The 20725-nt window shown below is 40.4% G+C and carries 18 protein-coding genes; 17 read left to right on the plus strand and 1 reads right to left on the minus strand.

Going from position 1 to position 20725, the window contains the following annotated elements:
• Window positions 1-243 precede the first annotated feature (243 nt).
• The 13 genes from nusB (at window position 244) to KHA95_RS16455 (ending at window position 15191) form a co-directional block, all read left to right on the plus strand.
• Window positions 244-627 carry a transcription antitermination factor NusB gene (nusB, locus tag KHA95_RS16395; RefSeq protein ID WP_213138636.1) on the plus strand — a complete coding sequence of 128 codons (384 nt, stop codon included), beginning with the start codon at window positions 244-246 and terminating at the stop codon, window positions 625-627.
• Between the two features lie 31 nt (window positions 628-658).
• A complete protein-coding gene (folD, locus tag KHA95_RS16400; protein ID WP_213138637.1) occupies window positions 659-1516 on the plus strand; it encodes a bifunctional methylenetetrahydrofolate dehydrogenase/methenyltetrahydrofolate cyclohydrolase FolD in 858 nt (285 codons plus the stop codon).
• Between the two features lie 90 nt (window positions 1517-1606).
• Window positions 1607-2962, plus strand: coding sequence for an exodeoxyribonuclease VII large subunit (gene xseA / locus KHA95_RS16405; protein WP_213138638.1), 1356 nt, complete (start codon window positions 1607-1609; stop codon window positions 2960-2962).
• Window positions 2955-3185 carry an exodeoxyribonuclease VII small subunit gene (gene xseB, locus KHA95_RS16410; RefSeq protein WP_213138639.1) on the plus strand — a complete coding sequence of 77 codons (231 nt, stop codon included), beginning with the start codon at window positions 2955-2957 and terminating at the stop codon, window positions 3183-3185. Before xseA ends, xseB begins: the two co-directional genes overlap by 8 nt.
• The gene (locus tag KHA95_RS16415; protein ID WP_213138993.1) at window positions 3185-4066 is read left to right on the plus strand and encodes a polyprenyl synthetase family protein; all 882 of its coding nucleotides are present in this window, start codon (window positions 3185-3187) and stop codon (window positions 4064-4066) included. Before xseB ends, KHA95_RS16415 begins: the two co-directional genes overlap by 1 nt.
• Window positions 4067-5556: 1490 nt before the next feature.
• Window positions 5557-6183 (plus strand): hypothetical protein, encoded by a 627-nt coding sequence (locus tag KHA95_RS16420; RefSeq protein ID WP_249317017.1) that lies wholly within the window; start codon window positions 5557-5559, stop codon window positions 6181-6183.
• A 9-nt stretch (window positions 6184-6192) separates the two neighbouring features.
• Window positions 6193-8085, plus strand: coding sequence for a 1-deoxy-D-xylulose-5-phosphate synthase (dxs, locus tag KHA95_RS16425; protein ID WP_213138640.1), 1893 nt, complete (start codon window positions 6193-6195; stop codon window positions 8083-8085).
• 4 nt (window positions 8086-8089) lie between these two features.
• Complete coding sequence (locus KHA95_RS16430) at window positions 8090-8911, plus strand: TlyA family RNA methyltransferase (RefSeq protein WP_213138641.1); 822 nt, start codon at window positions 8090-8092, stop codon at window positions 8909-8911.
• 116 nt (window positions 8912-9027) lie between these two features.
• A complete protein-coding gene (gene ahrC, locus KHA95_RS16435; RefSeq protein WP_213138642.1) occupies window positions 9028-9477 on the plus strand; it encodes a transcriptional regulator AhrC/ArgR in 450 nt (149 codons plus the stop codon).
• Between the two features lie 212 nt (window positions 9478-9689).
• Entirely contained in the window at window positions 9690-11378 is a 1689-nt protein-coding gene (gene recN / locus KHA95_RS16440; RefSeq protein WP_213138643.1) for a DNA repair protein RecN, read from the plus strand.
• A 107-nt stretch (window positions 11379-11485) separates the two neighbouring features.
• The gene (spoIVB, locus tag KHA95_RS16445; protein WP_213138644.1) at window positions 11486-12769 is read left to right on the plus strand and encodes a SpoIVB peptidase; all 1284 of its coding nucleotides are present in this window, start codon (window positions 11486-11488) and stop codon (window positions 12767-12769) included.
• A gap of 277 nt (window positions 12770-13046) precedes the next feature.
• A complete protein-coding gene (gene spo0A, locus KHA95_RS16450; RefSeq protein WP_213138645.1) occupies window positions 13047-13832 on the plus strand; it encodes a sporulation transcription factor Spo0A in 786 nt (261 codons plus the stop codon).
• A 609-nt stretch (window positions 13833-14441) separates the two neighbouring features.
• Window positions 14442-15191 carry a glycerophosphodiester phosphodiesterase gene (locus tag KHA95_RS16455; protein ID WP_213138646.1) on the plus strand — a complete coding sequence of 250 codons (750 nt, stop codon included), beginning with the start codon at window positions 14442-14444 and terminating at the stop codon, window positions 15189-15191.
• 238 nt (window positions 15192-15429) lie between these two features.
• Here KHA95_RS16455 and KHA95_RS16460 read toward each other — a convergent pair whose 3' ends face one another.
• The gene (locus KHA95_RS16460; RefSeq protein WP_213138647.1) at window positions 15430-15666 is read right to left on the minus strand and encodes a DUF2627 domain-containing protein; all 237 of its coding nucleotides are present in this window, start codon (window positions 15664-15666) and stop codon (window positions 15430-15432) included.
• 425 nt (window positions 15667-16091) lie between these two features.
• Between KHA95_RS16460 and bcd the strand changes: the two genes are divergently transcribed.
• Genes bcd through KHA95_RS16480 form a run of 4 tightly spaced genes read left to right on the plus strand, consistent with a single transcriptional unit; the run spans window position 16092 to window position 20698 of the window.
• Window positions 16092-17189, plus strand: a complete 1098-nt coding sequence (gene bcd / locus KHA95_RS16465; protein ID WP_213138648.1) for a branched-chain amino acid dehydrogenase — start codon at window positions 16092-16094, stop codon at window positions 17187-17189.
• 60 nt (window positions 17190-17249) lie between these two features.
• Window positions 17250-18674, plus strand: coding sequence for a dihydrolipoyl dehydrogenase (lpdA, locus tag KHA95_RS16470; RefSeq protein ID WP_213138649.1), 1425 nt, complete (start codon window positions 17250-17252; stop codon window positions 18672-18674).
• A 29-nt stretch (window positions 18675-18703) separates the two neighbouring features.
• On the plus strand, window positions 18704-19699 hold the full coding sequence (locus tag KHA95_RS16475; RefSeq protein ID WP_213138650.1) for a thiamine pyrophosphate-dependent dehydrogenase E1 component subunit alpha: 996 nt from the start codon (window positions 18704-18706) through the stop codon (window positions 19697-19699).
• A 15-nt stretch (window positions 19700-19714) separates the two neighbouring features.
• Entirely contained in the window at window positions 19715-20698 is a 984-nt protein-coding gene (locus KHA95_RS16480; protein WP_213138651.1) for an alpha-ketoacid dehydrogenase subunit beta, read from the plus strand.
• Window positions 20699-20725 lie beyond the last annotated feature (27 nt).

Genomic DNA, 20725 nt, shown 5'->3' on the forward strand with positions numbered 1-20725 from the left:
CTTCAATAAATTGGGATATGCTGAAATCGCCACTTGAGTGGCAACGCATGATGCAGGATAAATAAATGGCCAGAGGGAAATCCTTTGGCTTTTTCAATCAACTGCTAGGCGATTAAAGTTGTGTGTTCAATAGTAGGACCTAAGGTGCGAGTTGGCACCGCTTTGAAGAGCTACTTGTATAAAATGTACAAAGTTCCAAAGTCGTCGGATTTTTTGAACATCCTCTAAAAGGAGTTTTACATGATGAAAAGAAGAGTGGCGCGTGAAAAGGCTTTGCAAGCATTGTATCAAATTGATTTAGGTGGCGCGGATCCAGCCGAAGCACTGAATCATGTGCTTGAAGATGCGAAGCCTGATCCGTTTTTACAAAACCTTGTTGAAGGGATACTAGCCAATAAAAAGGAAATTGACGAAGAAATTAGCAAGCATCTAGAACGCTGGTCGATTGATCGCTTAGCGAAAGTCGATGTAAATATTTTACGAATCGGTGTGTTTGAGTTATTGTTCAGCGATGAAGTACCAGATAATGTTGCCATTAACGAAGCAATTGAAATTGCCAAACTTTTTGGTGATGAGAAATCCGGAAAATTTATCAATGGTATTTTGTCAAAGATAAGTGGGGAATAGCAGCTAATCATTGCTAAAGAGGAGAATGGAAATGACAGCAAAATTAATTAATGGAAAAGAAATCTCAGACCATATTCGTAAAGGATTGGAATCTGAAGTTGCTAAATTAACAGAAGCAGGAATTAAGCCTGGGCTAGCGGTTATACTTGTCGGTAATAATCCTGCATCACGTACATATGTCACATCCAAGCAAAAAAGCTGTAAAGCGATTGGAATGGAATCGTTGCTCATTGAGCTGCCAGAAGATGTAGAGGAAGAAATCCTTTTGCAAAAAATTCATGAATTGAATGAGCAAGATAATATTCATGGAATTCTAGTGCAATTACCATTGCCAAAACATATTTCTGAAGAAAAGGTAATCGAAACAATTTCTCCTGAGAAAGATGTTGATGGCTTCCATCCAGTGAATATTGGAAAAATGATGACTGGACAGGATACATTTTTACCTTGTACCCCGTTTGGTGTACTAGAGATGTTAAAACATGAGCAAATTTCAATCACTGGGAAACATGCAGTCATTATCGGAAGAAGCAATATCGTTGGCAAGCCAGCTGGTCAACTGATGCTTAACGAAAATGCAACGGTTACGTATTGTCATTCAAAAACACCAGATCTTGCTTCATTTACGAAACAAGCGGATATTGTCATTGCTGCCGTTGGAAAGGCGAAAATGCTAAAAGCTGACCAGATAAAAGAAGGGGCAGTTGTCATCGATGTTGGTATGAACAGAGACGAAAATGGCAAGCTTTGTGGGGATGTTGATTTCGACGATGTGAAAGAAAAAGCGGGCTATATTACACCAGTTCCAGGTGGAGTTGGACCAATGACGATTACGATGCTTTTATACAATACTGTCAAATCAGCCCAAGCATTACTAACTAATCGCTAAACATGGTATCAGTCATAAAAAAAGAAAAGCTGCCATCTTAGATGCAGCTTTTCTTGTGATAAAATGACGTTCAAAAAAGGGTGCGGAAAAATGGAAAATAGACGATATTTAACCGTCCATTCGTTGACGAAATATATAAAACGAAAGTTTGATGCAGATCCTCACTTAACAGATGTATTTGTAAAAGGTGAAATTTCCAATTTTAAGCAACATTCAAGTGGTCATATGTATTTCACTTTAAAAGACGAAAAGGCGAGAATGTTAGCTGTTATGTTTGCGAGCTCGGCAAAGGGAATGAAATTTATTCCGGAAAATGGGATGAATGTACTTGTGAGAGGAAGCATTTCTGTTTATGAAGCTTCTGGGCAATACCAAATATATGTAAAAGAAATGCAGCCAGACGGAATTGGCGCATTATACCTCGCTTATGAGCAGCTTAAGGAAAAGCTAGAGAAAGAAGGCTTATTTCATCCTAGTCGAAAAAAGATGCTACCTATTTATCCTCAAACGATTGGAATCATTACATCTCCAACAGGTGCAGCCATACGAGACATTATTACAACGATTCGCCGCCGCTATCCTATTGGAAAAGTCTTGCTCATACCCGCCCTCGTGCAAGGACAGCAAGCCTCAACCTCAATTGCTAGAGCAATTCAACAAGCAAATAGTCGAGCAGATATCGATGTTTTAATCGTTGGGCGGGGAGGCGGATCGATTGAGGAGCTTTGGGCTTTTAACGAAGAAATCGTTGCAAGGGCGATTTATGAATCAAGCATTCCGATCGTCTCGGCTGTTGGTCATGAGACGGATTTCACGATTGCCGATCTTGTTGCTGATGTAAGAGCGGCAACGCCGACCGCTGCGGCTGAAATAGCGGTCCCGCATATTGAAGAGTTATTAGAGCGACTGATGAATCGGAAAATGCGGATATTCAGAAGCATGAGTCAGCTAACGAAAGAGAAAAGAAACAAGCTTAAAGCCCTTGACCAATCATATATGATGAGAAATCCTCAGAAACTATACGAGCAAAAATGGGAACGGCTTGATCGATTATCCGAAAGACTTTACGTAGGTCAAACGACGATTTTCAAAGAACGTAGGGAGCGCTATATTCAGTTGAATCGTTCATTGCGTAGATATCATCCCGCAAACACATTGCGGTTAAGTGTTGAAAGGTATAATCAAACAAAACGTAGACTCGTACTTGAAGCACGAAAGCGATTGAAAGATAAATCACAGGCGTTTATCGGCAAAGTTGCAACTTTAGAGGCGCTTAGTCCGTTGAGCACATTGCAAAGGGGCTTTAGCATTGCTCATGATCAAGAAGGGAAAATTGTAAAAAATGTGGATCAGGTGCGGCCAGGAGAAACAATGAAACTAATCGTCACAGATGGTAAGATATCGTGTACGATTAACCAAATTGAAAAAGGTGAGCAAAATGAGTGATAAATTAACGTTTGAAGAAGCAATGGATCAACTGGATACGATTGTTCAAAAATTGGAGGAAGGAGATATTCCTCTTGAAGAGGCATTGGTTATTTATCAAAAGGGTGTTGAACTATCAAAGCTTTGTCATGATAAATTAAAAAATGCCGAAGCCCAGCTTACAAAGGTTTTAACGGATGATGGCGAAGAGGATTTCCAACTTCGTGAGGAGGACCAGGCTTGATGAATCAATTAGATCGCTTCATCAACACGTATAAGCCGATACTTGACCAGACAATGATAACGGCAGTTAATGAACTGAAAGCACCGAGCATACTTAAAGAATCGATGCGATATTCATTAGAAGCTGGTGGAAAACGAATACGACCGCTTTTATTATTTGCGGCGATCGCTGCATTCGAAAAAAAGCCAGAGCTTGGATTAACGGCGGCTGCCTCATTGGAAATGATTCATACTTATTCGCTCGTCCATGATGATTTGCCAAGCATGGATGATGATGATTTAAGACGCGGAAAGCCAACAAATCACAAAGTTTTCGGGGAAGCGATCGCTATTTTGGCTGGAGATGGACTATTAACGTACAGCTTCCAATTAATTGCCGAAGACAAAAACTTAAATCCTGATTTGAAAATTAAATTAATCTCTTTACTTGCTGCTTGTGCGGGCCCAGAAGGAATGGTTGGCGGACAAACGGCAGATATTCAAGGAGAAAATCAACATTTAGCACTCGAGGACTTGGAGTATATTCACCTCCATAAAACGGGGAAACTGCTCTCCTATGCCGTCATGGCGGGGGCGATGATCGGCGGGGCCACCCCGAAACAACTTGCTTTATTTGAAACTTTTTCTAAGCATTTAGGACTTGCTTTTCAAATTAGCGATGACATATTGGATGTTGAAGGGACCGAACAACGACTAGGCAAGCCAGTTGGCAGCGATACGGGAAATATAAAGAGTACGTACCCATCTGTATTAACTTTACAAGGTGCGAAGCAACAACTTGAAATGCATATTGAGGCAGCGAAGCAAGCTCTCATTGAAACGAACCTACAAACATCATTACTAGAAGAAATAACAACAATGATTGGTGCTCGTGATCATTAATTAGACAAACCTTTATATGGAAATAGGCATCATCAAACTCGATGGAAAATCGGGTTGAATGATGCCTGTTTTTATAGAAAAGATATCGCTTTATGTATACGTATTTAGCTTTAAAAGCTATCGACTCAGGTCATAATCCTCAGGGAAGCCTATTCGAGAAGTTTATGCTCAATTGGCATAGATTGGATATAGCAAAGCAGGCGGGCCGCTTGCTGTGATGGCTGAAGAACTCCCGCGAGGCCGCACGCCGTGAGTTGCATAGGCGCTAGCACAATGAGGTGTTACAACAGGACATGGCGAAATTAAACTTTATTCCTCTATTCGAGCTTAGACAATGTCCTCATTTACAGCGGGCTTCTTGCGCTTTTCTTAATTTGCTCTATTAGAGACTGCGTTTAATAGACAGCGAAGGCTGTTTTTAAATGAATCCAGTCTATAAGCGCTCGTCTAATCGACAGTGAAGGCTGTTTATTAATGAATCCAGTCTATAAGCGCTCGTCTAATCGACAGTGAAGGCTGTTTATTAATGAATCCTGTCTATAAACGCTCGTCTAATCGACGGTGAAGGCTGTTTATTAATGAATCCAGTCTATAAGCGCTCGTCTAATCGACAGCGAAGGCTGTTTATTAATGAATCCAGTCTATAAGCGCTCGTCTAATCGACGGTGAAGGCTGTTTATTAATGAATCCAGTCTATAAACGCTCGTCTAATAGACAGCGACGGTTGTTTTTATATAAGGCATCGTCAAATAGATAGTGATGTCCGTTTTTTAGCAATCCGTTCAAAAAGCAGGTCCATATGGAAACCGCTAAATCCGAGTAACTCCTAACATTGAAAAACGCCTATTTTTATGTTATAATTTCACCAGATTGATGGATGGTGTAGTATTCTAGTCGATCTACCGATTTTGAAGGTGGGCCTAAAAATCCACTAAAGGGCACATCGATGAAGTTCCTTGTTTCGGCTTAGGGCGCCCAGCCTTGGGTCGGAGCTGGGAGTAAAGGTGTAAGGGCGATCCACAAAGGCATGTGGGCGTTGACCCTTTACCGCGGAGGCTTCACATTACTCGGCTAGCTCAAATGCATGCGCGTACATGTGGAGTATAGACCTGCGATGTGGTGAAGGCACCACTAGCAGCGTAGCCTGCCTTGCGTGAAGTTTGAGGGGATTATGGTTATAGGAGAACAGTCTCGGTTGGCCATCGACCTGTACTCTTTCGTCCATATGAAATCGGCTTTGCAAAAGAGGCTAGAAATCAGGTTAAAGGTCGTTGAGGAAATCTCCTAGACTATTCTCATTGACACAAGTTGAGGATTAGAGTGCGGACTAAGTGGTAATCCAGTCTGACAGATGGTGACACTGTCAAAACAGGTTTAAAGGGAAACCGTCAGTATGGCGACAGCTGGTACTTGTTTGGGAAATCCTACTGGACCTAAGCCGTAAATTTTACTCAATTTGTGACCATCCACTACATTTCGATGAATGGTGAATGAATAATAAAATGAAAGAAATCGTAAAAAACTCAATGAAGTGGAGTATTACAATTGCCGTTATCACATTCGTGTTAGCGGCTATTTTTTCAGTTGCTTCAAATGGCATATTGAATGGGGCGCCATGGTCACTTGGTCTTCTTGTTGTACTTTTCATTGTATTAATTGGTATACTTTTTGATATGATCGGAATTGCTGCTACTGCGGCAGATGAAACACCATTCCACTCAATGGCTGCTAGGAAAATATTCGGCGCTAAGTATTCCATTCGAATCATTCGCAATGCTGACCGTTTTTCAAACTTTTGTAATGATGTGATTGGGGATATATCGGGTATTATTAGTGGAACAGCGACCGCATTAGTGATTATTCAGCTTATTCAGAGCGCTGACATCGCAAGACATTCACCGTTTGAATATGGAATCAATATAGGCTTAACGAGCTTAATTGCGGCCATTACAGTCGGGGGAAAGGCGTTTGGGAAAACATTTGCCATTACCTATTCGAAAGATATTATTTTTCAAGTAGGAAAAGTACTGCAATTTCTTGAGGAAAACCTCCATTTGACTATAATGAAAGAGAATAAGAAGAAAAAAGCAAAGCAAAAATTCAAGAAGCGAAAGTGAGTGGTCCCATTGGATCTTATGTCTATTAAAGACCCTTCATTTCTAAAAAAAATGAACAAACAAGAATTAGAACAATTAAGCGAAGAAATACGAAATTTTTTAATTGAAAAACTTTCAATCACAGGTGGGCATATTGGTCCAAATTTAGGTGTCGTTGAATTAACAATTGCACTTCATAAATGCTTCGACAGTCCCAAGGATAAAATTATCTGGGATGTAGGGCATCAATCATATGTTCATAAAATTTTAACGGGGAGAGCGGGACAGTTTGATTCCCTTAGGCAATATAAAGGATTATGCGGTTTTCCAAAAATGTCGGAAAGCGAGCATGATGTTTGGGAAACGGGTCATAGCTCAACATCGCTGTCAGCGGCGATGGGAATGGCGGTTGCCCGTGATATTCAAGGTGAAAACTCCTATGTCATCCCAGTCATTGGCGATGGGGCATTAACAGGAGGAATGGCCTTAGAAGCGTTAAATAATATTGGTCATGAGAAAAAAGACATGATCGTCATCTTAAATGATAATGAAATGTCAATCGCTCCAAACGTTGGAGCCTTGCATAATATTCTAGGCAAGCTGCGCACGGCTGGGAAATATAAGTGGGCGAAAGATGAGCTTGAATATCTGTTGAAAAAGATCCCTGCTGTCGGTGGAAAGTTAGCGGCAACAGCGGAGCGGGTTAAAGACAGCTTAAAATATTTGCTCGTATCAGGGGTCTTTTTTGAAGAGCTTGGCTTTACTTATTTAGGGCCGGTCGATGGACATGATTATGAAGATTTATTTGAAAATCTTCAATATGCGAAAAAAACAAAAGGCCCGGTTTTATTGCATGTCATCACAAAAAAGGGCAAAGGATTTACTCCAGCTGAACAAGATACAATTGGAACTTGGCACGGAACAGGTCCATATAAAATTGAAACAGGTGATTTAATTAAAGCGGTCAATCCCGCACCAGCATGGAGCTCCGTCATCAGTGAAACGGTGCGTAAGCTTGCTCGTGAAGATAAACGAATTGTAGCGATCACACCTGCGATGCCTGTTGGTTCGAAACTTGAAAAATTTGCTGAAGAGTTTCCAGATCGCATGTTTGATGTCGGCATTGCGGAACAACATGCGGCAACGATGGCTGCTGGAATCGCAACGCAAAAGATGAAACCTTTTCTTGCGATTTATTCGACCTTTCTCCAAAGAGCCTACGACCAAGTATTGCATGACATTTGCAGGCAAAAATTAAACGTGTTTATTGGAATTGATCGCGCCGGACTTGTTGGTGCCGATGGTGAAACACATCAAGGGGTATTTGATATTGCTTTTTTACGGAGCTTGCCAAATATGGTCCTTATGATGCCGAAAGATGAAAATGAAGGGCAACATATGGTCAATACGGCGGTAAAATACGATGATGGGCCGATTGCGATTAGATATCCACGTGGGAATGGCTATGGAATTCAAATGGATTCGGAACTACAAACGATTCCAATTGGAAAATGGGAAGTCATCAAACAGGGCCATGATGTTGCGATTTTAACATTTGGTACAACGATTCCAATGGCAATGGAAGCGGCCTATCACTTGGAGAAGCAGGGCGTTTCCGTTCAAGTTGTTAATGCAAGGTTTATCAAACCAATGGATGAGGCTATGCTTCACGATTTAATGGAGAAAAACATGCCAATTTTAACCGTGGAAGAAGCGGTCCTTCAAGGTGGGTTCGGCAGCGCGGTCATGGAATTTGCTCATGATCACCGCTATCATCATATTACAATCGATCGAATCGGTGTACCAGACCACTTTATCGAACATGGATCTGTGAAGGAATTATATCGTGAAATTGGCATGACGCCGGAAAATATCATTCGTAAAGTAAAAATGATTTTACCGGAAAGAAAAAAAAGGGCGTAACATGATGAAGGTAAAAAAACAAAGAGTAGATGTACTATTAGTTGAACGGGGTTTATGTGAAACACGGGAAAAAGCAAAGCGTGCGATTATGGCCGGCATTGTTTTTTCAAATGAAACTCGCCTTGATAAACCAGGTGATAAAGTGAGCGAAGATATTCCGCTTACCGTAAAAGGAAATACGATGCCTTATGTAAGTCGCGGTGGGGTGAAGCTAGAAAAGGCTTTGGAAAAGTTCGCGATTTCGATGGAAGGTAAAGTAATGATTGATGTTGGTGCGTCGACTGGCGGTTTTACGGATTGTGCGCTCCAAAACGGCGCAATTATGTCCTATGCGATCGATGTCGGCTATAATCAGCTCGCATGGAAACTTCGCCAAGATGAACGTGTCATTGTAATGGAAAGGACCAATTTCCGCTATGTCGAGCCCGCAGATCTAAAGAAAGAAATACCGACAATTGCGACAATCGATGTTTCGTTCATATCATTAAGGCTCATCCTGCCTGTCTTAAAAACATTGCTTGCACCAGGAAGTGATGTTATTGCCTTAATTAAGCCTCAATTTGAAGCTGGTAAGGATCAAGTCGGGAAAAAAGGAATTGTTCGCGAGGCGAGCATCCATGAGGCCGTGATTAATAAGATCAAAACCTTTTCGCTTGAGCAAGGATACGATGTTCAAAACCTTACGTATTCACCCATTACCGGCGGTGAAGGAAATATTGAATTTTTAATTCATTTACGCTGGGATGATCATGGTGATCAAGGCACCGATAAACTTGATGTAACGGTTATCGATGTTGTAAAGGAAGCGCATCAAAGCTTAAAATGAACCGATATTGGAAATGAAGGGCAATTCGTTAAGAATTGCCCTTTTTGCTTTGAATTTATATAATACATGTATAATGAAGTATAAAAATACAAGTTTTTTATTAAAGGATGAGAATGATGACGAAAGGTCAACGACATATTAAGATTAGAGAATTAATTGGAACGAAGGAAATTGAAACACAAGATGAACTTGTCGATCAATTGAAAAAGGAAGGCTACAATGTCACACAAGCGACGGTTTCACGTGATATTAAGGAGTTACATCTTGTCAAAGTCCCATTAGCGGATGGTCGGTATAAATATAGCCTACCAGCCGATCAGCGTTTTAATCCATTGCAAAAATTAAAACGATCATTAATGGATTCATTTGTTGGAATTGATTATGCACAAAATTTAATCGTAATGAAGACATTGCCTGGAAATGCACAAGCAGTTGGGGCGCTGATTGATCATTTAGATTGGTCCGAAATTATGGGTACGATTTGTGGGGACGATACATGCTTAATTATTTGTCGAACAAATGATGATGCGATAACCATTCACGATAAATTTATTGAAATGTTGTAAGAGAATGTTCAAAAAGTGCGGGAAATAATGGCGCATCGAATTTCTTCGTTAGTGAGAGATAAACTTCGGTTAATAGCGTCCAAACCTGTGGCAACGCGAAAGTAAGTACATCCTGCATAAGCCTGTTGTCCCAATCTGCGCGGCTCGAAGTTTTATCCTCTTTTTTGAACACACATTGTAATTGGATTTTTAGGAAGTGAGGCGATTTATTTTTGCTACAAGAATTATCAATTAAGAACTTTGCAATTATTGATCAAATATCGATATCATTTGAGAAAGGTTTAACCGTATTAACGGGTGAAACAGGAGCGGGAAAATCCATTATTATCGACGCTCTCCATTTGCTCGTTGGCGGACGCGGATCGTCTGAATTTGTACGCCACGGTGAAAAAAAAGCAGAAATTGAAGGCTTGTTTTTTCTTGAGGAACATCATCCATGCTTTGAACGAGCCACTCAATTTGGAATTGAGATTGAAGAGGGAATGCTCATTTTACGCCGTGATATTTCCAATACCGGAAAAAGTGTTTGCCGAGTGAACGGTAAGCTCGTAACAATTTCCACGTTGCGTGAAATTGGCAGCACATTAATTGATATTCATGGACAACATGAACATCAAGAACTAATGGATGAATCGCTCCATCTTCATTTACTTGATCAGTACGGCAAACAAGAAATCGAAAAAGCCTATGCATGTTATCAGGAAGCATATATGGCTTATGATCAGACGGAAAAGCAATTAAAACAACTAACTGAAAATGAGCAGCAAATGGCTCATCGCCTTGATTTATTGCAATTTCAGCTTAATGAAATTCGCAAAGCGAATGTGAAGCTAAATGAAGATGAGGAATTAACGAAGGAAAGAAATCGTCTTGGGAATTTTGAGAAGCTATTTGCTGCGGTGAAATCGAGTTATGAAGGATTGCAAGGAGAGCAGCGAGGCTTAGATTTCATTGGACATGCAATGGGACATTTGGAAATCGCTGCTGATTTGGATAAGGAGTATGCCTCGGTTTTTGAAAGTGTCGCAAATAGTTATTATGCCCTTGAAGATGCGGCTGCGACGTTGCGAAACGAAATGGAAAAGCTGGAATTTGATCCAGTCCGATTAAACGAAATTGAATCTCGCTTACATGATCTTAATCAGTTGAAACGTAAATATGGATCAACGATTGAAGAAATTCTCGAATATAGTGCAAAAATCGAAGAAGAAATTGAGCTGATTACGAATAAAGATGACCGCATTCATCAGCTTCAAAAAAAATTGACGTCTTTAAAGAAAGATTTATTATTAGAGGGCGAACAATTAACCGATTTGCGAAAAAGATGGGCAAAGCAATTAACGAAAGCGATCCATCATGAATTGAAGCAGCTTTATATGGATAAAACGATATTTGAGCCAGTGTTTCTTAAATATGATGAACCGAAAATAACTAAACATGGGTTAGATGACGTTGTCTTTCATATTTCCACGAATCCTGGTGAACCATTAAAGCCGTTAGCAAGAGTTGCCTCAGGCGGAGAGCTGTCACGGATTATGCTTGCACTTAAAACGATCTTCTCAAAACATCAAGGGGTAACATCGATTATTTTTGATGAAGTCGATACAGGTGTAAGCGGCAGAGTGGCCCAGGCGATTGCTGAAAAGATTAATCAAGTATCTACCCATTCTCAAGTGCTTTGTATTTCCCATTTGCCACAAGTTGCGGCAATGGCTGATACACACGTACTCATATTAAAAGAGGTCAATAATGACCGAACACGAACAAAGCTTTTGATTTTAAACGAAGAAGAAAAAGTGAAGGAAATTGGTCGGATGATTTCTGGAACAGAAATAACGGATTTAACGAAGCAACATGCTAAGGAATTGTTAGAAATTGCCTATACATTAAAAGTTACTTGAAAAGCTATCCTACTTTGGAGAGCTTTTTTCCTGTTAAGCAGTTATAAATGGATGGAAAGGAGGCTAAATTAAAGGTGTGGGCCAGAAAGCGAGGAGAGTGAACATAATTGAGATTTGAACACATAAGAAAAATAACAGGTGGAATTCTCCTTGTTTCACTATTATTGCTTGGCTTTTATAAGCCTTTTCAACAATATATCCAAATTCCTGATCAAATAACCATTTTTGAAGGACAGGAGCTAACGTTTAACAAAGCAGATCATCTAGCGGTGGCGACCGCAGCGACGAATGAGCATATCGATGTGAATGAAAGTCAATATGCGATTTCACTTGAGGGAATGCAGGCGGGAGAAGATAAATTATTATTAGAAATGGCTGGTTTTCCAGTCAAAAAAGTCGATGTAAACATTTTAAAGGATTTTAAAGTATACCCCGGTGGACAATCGATTGGTGTTAAATTAAATACACTTGGCGTACTCGTCGTCGGGCATCATCTTGTGGCAACGAAGGACGAGAAATTGTCCCCTGGAGAGGATGCGGGGATCAAAGTTGGAGATATTATTACATCGATCGAAGGAAAGAAAATTAACAGTATGGCGGATGTAGGACCATTTGTTGAAGAAGCTGGGAAAAATGGACAGGCGCTGCAATTGAGCGTGCAACGAGGAAAAGAAAAATTTAATACGATGTTAAAGCCAATTTTTGATGACAAGGCAAAAGTGTATAAAATCGGTATTTACATTAGGGATTCAGCGGCTGGAATCGGAACAATGACCTTCTTTGAACCAAATTCAAAAAAATATGGGGCGCTTGGTCATGTTATTTCAGATATGGATACGAAAAAGCCGATCGTAGTTGAAGATGGACAAATTGTTAATTCAACCGTAACAGCGATTGAGAAAGGGAAAAACGGAACACCAGGAGAAAAGCTTGCCCGTTTTTCCGAGAATCAAGAAGTGATTGGCAATATTACACTAAATAGTCCATTTGGAATATTTGGCAAACTAAATAAACCAATTAAAAATGGCATTCTTGATAAGCCAATGCCAATTGCATTGTCGAGTCAAGTGAAGGAAGGACCGGCAAAAATCTTAACCGTTGTTGACGGAAATAATGTTGAGGAATATGATGTGGAAATTGTCAGTACCGTTCCGCAAAAGTTTCCGGCGACAAAAGGGATGGTTATAAAAGTGACCGATCCAACGTTATTAAATAAAACAGGTGGAATCGTGCAAGGGATGAGCGGTAGTCCCATTATTCAAGATGGAAAAGTAATCGGTGCAGTTACACATGTATTTGTGAATGATCCGACTTCTGGATACGGAGTTCATATCGAATGGATGTTGCAGGAAGCTGGGATTGATATTTACGAAAAGGATAAAGCGAGTTAAGGGGGTGAAAACCCTCTTTTTTTTGGGTCTAACGGTCGTAGCGGTAGTTCATTTTATATGCTATGATATAAAAAATAAAGAATTTTCGACAAAGTGGCGATTTCTTGGCGGAAGAAGTCGTAAAATAGAGATATATGAAGGAATAAAGAGGAAACATATGTAATGTTATGTCTTTTAATATAAATTGCAGGGATTTGCGACTTTTTGGAGAAATTATCTGTTAGAATATAAAATACAAAATAAAATCAATTTTTGGAATTTGAGGAGGAAGTTGGATTTGAGAAAAATTAAAGTTTGTATTGTAGACGATAATCGTGAACTAGTCGGCTTACTTGATGAGTTTATTTCTTCACAGGAAGATATGGAAGTAATCGGGACTGCGCACAACGGACAAGACTGCTTACAATTGCTCGAAGAAGTCTCCCCAGATGTACTCATATTAGATATTATTATGCCACATTTAGACGGCCTAGGTGTGCTAGAACACTTGCGGGAAGCGCATACAACTCCTTTTCCAAATGTTATTATGCTAACTGCTTTTGGTCAGGAAGACGTAACAACAAAAGCGGTTGAGCTTGGAGCTTCTTATTTCATTCTCAAGCCATTTGATATGGAACATTTAACGAACCATATACGGCAAGTTAGTGGAAAGGGAGTATACTCACCAAGAAAATCGGCACCTACGAGAGTTCAAGAAGACAAAAAGCCGCTTAATCTTGAAGCGAGCATCACATCTGTCATCCATGAAATTGGAGTCCCGGCTCACATTAAAGGATATTTATATTTACGTGAAGCGATTTCGATGGTTTATAATGATATCGAATTGCTTGGATCGATTACAAAGGTTCTCTATCCAGATATCGCGAAGAAATTTAACACGACAGCAAGCCGGGTAGAAAGAGCGATTCGTCACGCAATCGAAGTAGCGTGGAGCAGAGGCAACATCGATTCAATTTCCTCCTTATTTGGCTATACGATCAGCATGTCTAAAGCAAAACCTACAAATTCAGAATTCATCGCGATGGTTGCAGACAAGCTAAGACTGGAACATCAAGCTTCTTAAAATTAAAAAGATTTAAATTCGTTTAAAAGCACTTATCCAGTATTGTAACAAAACATAAGTAGCTCATTTTTGCAAAGACATCATTTTTTATTGGTTAAATTATCAGTAAAGAAAGGTGTCTTTTTACATACTAACCCAATTTGTACTCGAAGGTATGCAAGTTCATTCTAAAGTCGTGCAATTATTTATTAATGAAGTCGATAATACCTCATTAAATGTGAATTCCCTTTTTCAAAAAAACGATGGATACTATGAAGCCGATAGAGCGAGGCAGATGAGCAATTGACTTGAAGTAAGCTTTAAAAACAAGGAAGTTAAAGTATGGTTTATTATTATGGTGGCTGTGATAATAGCTATGGGATTGATTATCCAATTTACTGAGTTTAAGTATCGAGGTTCTATTCTTTTACTAGCCTGGCTCTTTTTTATGTACGGCGTTATTTTCATTGGAGGGAACAGAAAAAGAATTTAACTATTTTTCAAAACAATGCATGTATCTATCCTTCTGTTTTATCTGAAGACTAATGATGAGCATGGTGTCTTTTTTATTCACATTTACCGTTTTGTCACGGTATGATGAGAGTATACACTATGCTAGGTGGTGATTGCATGACACTGATTATTGCTCATCGTGGCTCTGCTGGAACGCATCCGGAAAACACAATGGACGCTTTTATTGCAGCGGAAAAGTATGGAGCAGATGGAATTGAATTGGATGTTCAACTAAGCTTGGATGGAGAAGTCGTTGTCATTCACGATACGACGCTCGATCGAACGACAAATGGAACAGGAAAAGTGAAAGATTTTACATTAGCTGAATTAAAACAACTAAAGGCAAATTGTCATTATAAGCATTTTTTTAAACGAGCTTCACGAATCCCAACATTAAGGGAAGTATTTGAATGGATGAAATGTAATAAGTTGAGCTGTAATATTGAATTGAAAAACAATGATATTCCATATGAAGGGCTCGAGGAAAAGGTGATCGGGCTTATTAAAGAATTCGGGTTAGAAAAGCGAATCGTCATTTCGTCATTTAATCATCAATCCCTTCTCCGAATTAAGCGGATAGCTCCAACAATTGAAACAGCTCCGCTATACAAAAGAAAAATAACGAAACCATGGGAGTATGCTTGGTCATTACAATGTAGCGGTATCCATCCAAAGCTTGTTTCCATCTCATTATCGGATATTCAAGCGGCGATGGAAGCTGGTGTAGCAGTTAGGCCCTATACGATCAACAGTATACGTGATATGAAAAAACTGCTAGCGATTGGCTGTACAGCAATCATCACTGACTACCCAAAAAAGGCGAAGAAGCTCCAAAAAGAATGGCTCAACAAATGTGGAATTGCCTAAAAAAGAGCGTTGGGACATTTTCCCAAACGCTCTTTTTAAAAGAAAGTATAAATTTTTGTTGTTTTCAAGAAGTAGCATATTCTTGTCTAGCTCCAGTCGCCCAGCGACTAACACTTTCTACGTTAAGGATCGTCGACTAAGGTCGCTACGTCCTGTGGTAACGTCGACGCACCAACATCTTGATGGCGCAGTTTGTACGTTGCTAAACGGGCGCTTGCGCTTTTCTTATGTATATACTCTACTGTTTTTTAAACCGCTTTTGAACCTTATTACGCTTACGATCACGATGTAAAATAAAACCAGCAATAAAACCAAGTCCGATAATGAAAAACAATAATCCTGCAAAAAATTGCAACCATAAATAAGGGAACGGGCTTAAAAGTATTCCAAACAACATATCCCTCATCAATTTAATGCCATATCCTGCTAGAATTCCGGGGATTAATAATATTATAAGTGCAATTAGCCTTACCATTTCATTCTCCTTCATTCATTCCATCTTAATAGAGGATGTTCAAAAAGTTCGGTAAAAATGACACTTCGAATGTCTTCATTACGAGGGGGAACCTCCGTTAAAACCGCCCACGTCCTGTGGGCAACACGGAAATTAGTACATCCTGTACAAGTCTGCTGCTCAAAGCTGCGCCGCCTCGACTTCTTGGTCCTTTTTCTCCTCTTTTTTGAACCCGCACTTATAGAAAAAAAGTAATATTTTCATTTTGCCTATCTACTTGATGGAAAATTACATACTTTTTAGTACTTAAAAAAATCATATACCAACGGAATCATTTGTCAAGAAACCGGCTTTTCGTTACAATGTAATGGTATGGAAAATCCGATAAAAATCGAATTGAGAAGTTTGTTAATAAACAGCGAAAGAGTAAAGGCGGAGGAATAAAGATGAAAATTTTTGATTATATGGAAAGTTACGACTATGAACAGCTCGTATTTTGTCAAGATGAACAATCAGGTTTAAAAGCGATTATTGCGATTCATGATACAACGTTAGGTCCTGCACTTGGTGGTACAAGAATGTGGACATATGCGAGCGAAGATGCTGCAATTGAGGATGCACTGCGACTTGCTAGAGGGATGACCTATAAAAATGCTGCGGCTGGCTTAAATCTTGGCGGCGGAAAAACGGTTATTATTGGCGATCCGAAAAAAGATAAGAGTGAGGCATTGTTCCGTGCCTTCGGTCGTTTTGTGCAAGGTTTGAATGGCAGATACATAACAGCGGAAGATGTAGGAACAACGGTAGCCGATATGGATATTATTCATGAAGAGACAAGCTTTGTAACGGGTATATCACAGGCGTTTGGCTCATCAGGAAATCCTGCTCCTGTAACGGCGTATGGCTGCTACGTCGGGATGAAAGCGGCAGCGAAGGAAGCGTTTGGAACGGATTCACTCGAAGGAAGAACGATTGCGCTTCAAGGTGTAGGAAATGTTGCATTTGAGCTTTCACGCTACTTACATGAAGAAGGGGCACAGCTGATTGTAACAGATATTAATAAAGATTCTGTTCAGCGCGCCGTTGAAGCTTTTGGAGCAAAAGCAGTTGATCCTGCTGACATTTACAATGTTGAAGCGGATATTTTTTCTCCATGTGCGCTTGGAGCCGTAATTAATGACGAAACGATCCCGCAGTTAAAAGTAAAAGTGATTGCTGGTTCTGCGAATAATCAATTGAAAGAAGCTCGCCATGGAGATCAAATTCATGAGCTTGGCATTGTGTATGCACCTGATTATGTAATCAATGCGGGTGGTGTTATTAATGTTGCAGATGAATTAAATGGTTATAATAAAGAACGTGCCTTGAAAAAAGTAGAGGGCATTTATCATAATGTCGCGAAAGTAATTGAAATTTCTAAGCGTGATCGCATTCCTACATACTTGGCCGCGGACAGAATGGCGGAGGAAAGAATTGCAACGGTCCGAAATGCGAGAAATTCATTTTTGCTTAATAGTAAACATGTGCTAAATAATAGAATATAATGTGATAGGTTGAAGCGCCTAAGGGCGCTTTTCCGTCTAAAAGCAAAAGGAGGGAATCACTTGTCACAAGAATATGATGTCGTCATTCTTGGCGGAGGAACAGGTGGATACGTTGCAGCCATCCGCGCCTCTCAGCTTGGATTGAAAACAGCGATTGTTGAAAAAGATAAGCTTGGAGGAACTTGTTTACATAAAGGATGCATTCCTAGTAAAGCGTTGTTAAGAAGCGCGGAAGTGTATCATACGGTAAAACGAAGTGAAGAATTTGGTGTTTTCACATCAGATGTCACTTTGCAATTTGACCAGGTGCAAAAAAGGAAAAACAATGTAGTAGAGCAGCTCCATAAAGGGGTAAATTATTTAATAAAACGTGGGAAAATTGATGTTTACCATGGGATTGGGCGAATTCTAGGTCCATCTATTTTTTCTCCTATTCCCGGAACGATTTCGGTGGAAATGGGGAATGGCGATGAGAATGAAATGCTCATTTCTAAAAATGTCATCATTGCAACCGGATCGCGACCACGTAGTTTACCTGGTCTAACCATTGATGGCTCAATTGTCATCACATCGGACGAGGCATTAGAAATGAAAGAATTACCAAAATCGATACTTATTATCGGTGGCGGAGTGATTGGAATCGAATGGGCATCGATGTTGTCAGACTTTGGCGTTGCTGTTACAGTTATTGAATATGCCGATCGGATTGTTCCGACAGAAGATCGTGAGATTGCCCAGGAGCTGCAAACTCATTTGCAAAAAAAGGGGATTACGATCGTTACACAAGCGAAGGTATTGTCTGAAACGATTGCCACTGAAAATGGGATGGCTATGATATCCGCAGAGGTCAATGGTGAACAGAAGCAATTTTCCGCGGAGAAAATATTAGTGTCAGTCGGCAGGAAAGGAAATACGGAGAATATTGGTTTGCAAAATACCGATATTCACGTTGAAAATGGCTACATTCAGGTGAATAATTTTTATCAAACGAAAGAATCACATATTTATGCGATCGGGGATGTAATTGGTGGATTACAGCTTGCCCATGTTGCATCACATGAAGGAATAAAAGCAGTCGAGCATATAGCTGGGAATAAGCCTGAGCCGTTACAATACGAAACAATCGCCAAATGTATTTACAGTAATCCAGAAGCAGCGAGTGTTGGATTAACCGAGCAGGAAGCGAAGGAAAAAGGGTATGAGATAAAGGTTGGAAAATTTCCATTTTCAGCGAATGGAAAAGCACTTGTATTTGGTGACTCTTCTGGTTTTGTGAAAATTGTCGCAGATGTAAAAACGAATGACATTTTAGGTATTCATATGATCGGCCCACATGTAACGGATATGATATCTGAAGCAGGACTTGCAAAAGTATTAGACGCTACCCCGTGGGAAGTGGCGAATGTTATTCATCCGCACCCCACATTAAGCGAAGTGATTGGGGAAGCAGCGCTTGCTGTTGACGGAATGGCCATCCACTCATAGATCAAGCAAAAATTGGAGGAGGGATAATCATGGCAGAAAATCGTCATTCTGAGCTAGGATTAAGTGATGAGCAAGTTGTTAATATGTATGAAATGATGCTACTTGCTCGTCGGATCGATGAAAGAATGTGGTTATTAAATCGAGCGGGGAAAATCCCGTTTGTCATTTCATGTCAAGGACAGGAGGCGGCACAAATCGGTGCAGCTTTTGCACTTGATCGAAATAAAGATTATATTTTGCCTTATTATCGTGATTTAGGAGTTGTGCTAACATTTGGCATGACAACGAAAGAGATTATGTTATCGGGATTTGCGAAAGCGGAAGATCCCAATTCCGGTGGACGACAAATGCCGGGACATTTTGGTCAAAAGAAAAATCGAATCGTAACTGGATCTTCACCCGTTACGACACAAGTTCCTCATGCAGTAGGAATTGCTTTGGCAGCAAGAATGGATAAAAGTGATCTTGTTTCTTTCGTTACTTTCGGTGAAGGTTCATCCAACCAAGGGGATTTTCACGAAGGACTGAACTATGCAGGTGTGCATAAATTGCCAGTCATCTTTATGTGTGAAAATAACGAATATGCGATTTCTGTGCCGGTCGAAAAGCAGCTCGGCTGTGCAAAAGTATCGGATCGAGCAATTGGTTATGGAATGCCTGGAGTAACAGTTGATGGAAAAGATCCGCTCGAAGTGTACAAGGTTGTTAAAGAAGCGGTTGAACGCGGACGTCGTGGTGAAGGACCAACATTGATCGAAACGATGACGCATCGTCTCACCGCCCATTCATCAGATGATGATGATCGCAGCTATCGCTCCGCGGAAGAACTAGAGTCGATGAAAAAAGAAGATCCGCTCCATTTATTTGAAAGCTATTTAACTTCACTCGGTGTTTTAGACGAGTCTAAAATAAAGGGCATCAATGATCGGATTATGAAAGAAATTAACGAAGCGACCGATTACGCGGAAGCAGCTCCATATCCAGTAGCAGAGGATGCATTAAAGCATGTATATGCAGCAGAGTAACGGGGGGATGAAGCAATGGCAGTAAAGTCATATATCGAAGCTGTGACAATGGCGATTAGAGAAGAGATGGAGCGGGATGACAAAGTTTTCCTTCTTGGGGAAGATGTAGGTAAAAAAGGCGGCGTCTTTAAAGCAACTCAAGGTTTGTACGATCAATTCGGAGAAGAAAGGGTGATCGATACACCGCTCGCTGAGTCTGCAATTGCAGGGGTAGGAATTGGTGCTGCTATGTATGGTTATCGCCCAATTGCCGAGATGCAGTTTGCAGATTTTATTATGCCTGCGGTTAATCAGATTATCTCGGAAGCGGCGCGAATTCGTTATCGCTCCAATAATGACTGGAGCTGTCCGATTGTCATTAGAGCCCCATATGGGGGAGGGGTGAACGGTGGTCTTTACCACTCACAGTCCATTGAAGCAATTTTTGCCAATCAGCCAGGGTTAAAAATTGTCATGCCATCGACACCGTATGATGTGAAAGGTCTTTTAAAAGCCGCCATTCGTGACGAGGATCCCGTTCTATTTTTGGAGCATAAACGGGCATACCGCTTAATTAAAGGCGAAGTACCTGATGAAGATTACGTACTTCCGATCGGAAAGGCGGATGTGAAACGTCAAGGTGATGATATTACCGTTATCACATACGGACTTTGTGTTCATTTTGCCCTTCAAGCTGCTGAAAGATTAGCCGAAGATGGGATAGAGGCGCATATACTAGATTTAAGGACGGTCTACCCTATTGATCAAGCTGCGATTATTGAAGCAGCTTCGAAAACAGGGAAAGTATTATTGTTAACGGAAGACAATAAGGAAGGAAGCATCATCGGTGAGGTTGCGGCAATTATCGCAGAGAATTGTCTATTTGAATTGGACGCACCGATTATGCGACTTGCCGGACCAGATATCCCTGCAATGCCTTTCACACCGACGATGGAAAAATACTTTTTGATCAATCCTGATAAGGTGGAGAAAGCGATGCGTGAGCTGGCTGAATTTTAACCTGGTGTTTGTTGAAAAAGGAGGTTT

The organism is Bacillus sp. FJAT-50079 (assembly GCF_018343515.1).
Taxonomy (GTDB): domain Bacteria; phylum Bacillota; class Bacilli; order Bacillales; family Bacillaceae_C; genus Lederbergia.

Excerpts from the sequence above, each read along its gene's own strand:
- nusB (WP_213138636.1), top strand. The coding sequence starts at position 244 with ATGAAAAGAAGAGTGGCGCGTGAAAAGGCTTTGCAAGCATTGTATCAA.
- folD (WP_213138637.1), top strand. The coding sequence starts at position 659 with ATGACAGCAAAATTAATTAATGGAAAAGAAATCTCAGACCATATTCGT.
- xseA (WP_213138638.1), top strand. The coding sequence starts at position 1,607 with ATGGAAAATAGACGATATTTAACCGTCCATTCGTTGACGAAATATATA.
- xseB (WP_213138639.1), top strand. The coding sequence starts at position 2,955 with ATGAGTGATAAATTAACGTTTGAAGAAGCAATGGATCAACTGGATACG.
- KHA95_RS16415 (WP_213138993.1), top strand. The coding sequence starts at position 3,185 with ATGAATCAATTAGATCGCTTCATCAACACGTATAAGCCGATACTTGAC.
- KHA95_RS16420 (WP_249317017.1), top strand. The coding sequence starts at position 5,557 with ATGAATAATAAAATGAAAGAAATCGTAAAAAACTCAATGAAGTGGAGT.
- KHA95_RS16430 (WP_213138641.1), top strand. The coding sequence starts at position 8,090 with ATGAAGGTAAAAAAACAAAGAGTAGATGTACTATTAGTTGAACGGGGT.
- ahrC (WP_213138642.1), top strand. The coding sequence starts at position 9,028 with ATGACGAAAGGTCAACGACATATTAAGATTAGAGAATTAATTGGAACG.
- KHA95_RS16455 (WP_213138646.1), top strand. The coding sequence starts at position 14,442 with ATGACACTGATTATTGCTCATCGTGGCTCTGCTGGAACGCATCCGGAA.
- KHA95_RS16460 (WP_213138647.1), bottom strand. The coding sequence starts at position 15,666 with ATGGTAAGGCTAATTGCACTTATAATATTATTAATCCCCGGAATTCTA.
- bcd (WP_213138648.1), top strand. The coding sequence starts at position 16,092 with ATGAAAATTTTTGATTATATGGAAAGTTACGACTATGAACAGCTCGTA.
- KHA95_RS16475 (WP_213138650.1), top strand. The coding sequence starts at position 18,704 with ATGGCAGAAAATCGTCATTCTGAGCTAGGATTAAGTGATGAGCAAGTT.
- KHA95_RS16480 (WP_213138651.1), top strand. The coding sequence starts at position 19,715 with ATGGCAGTAAAGTCATATATCGAAGCTGTGACAATGGCGATTAGAGAA.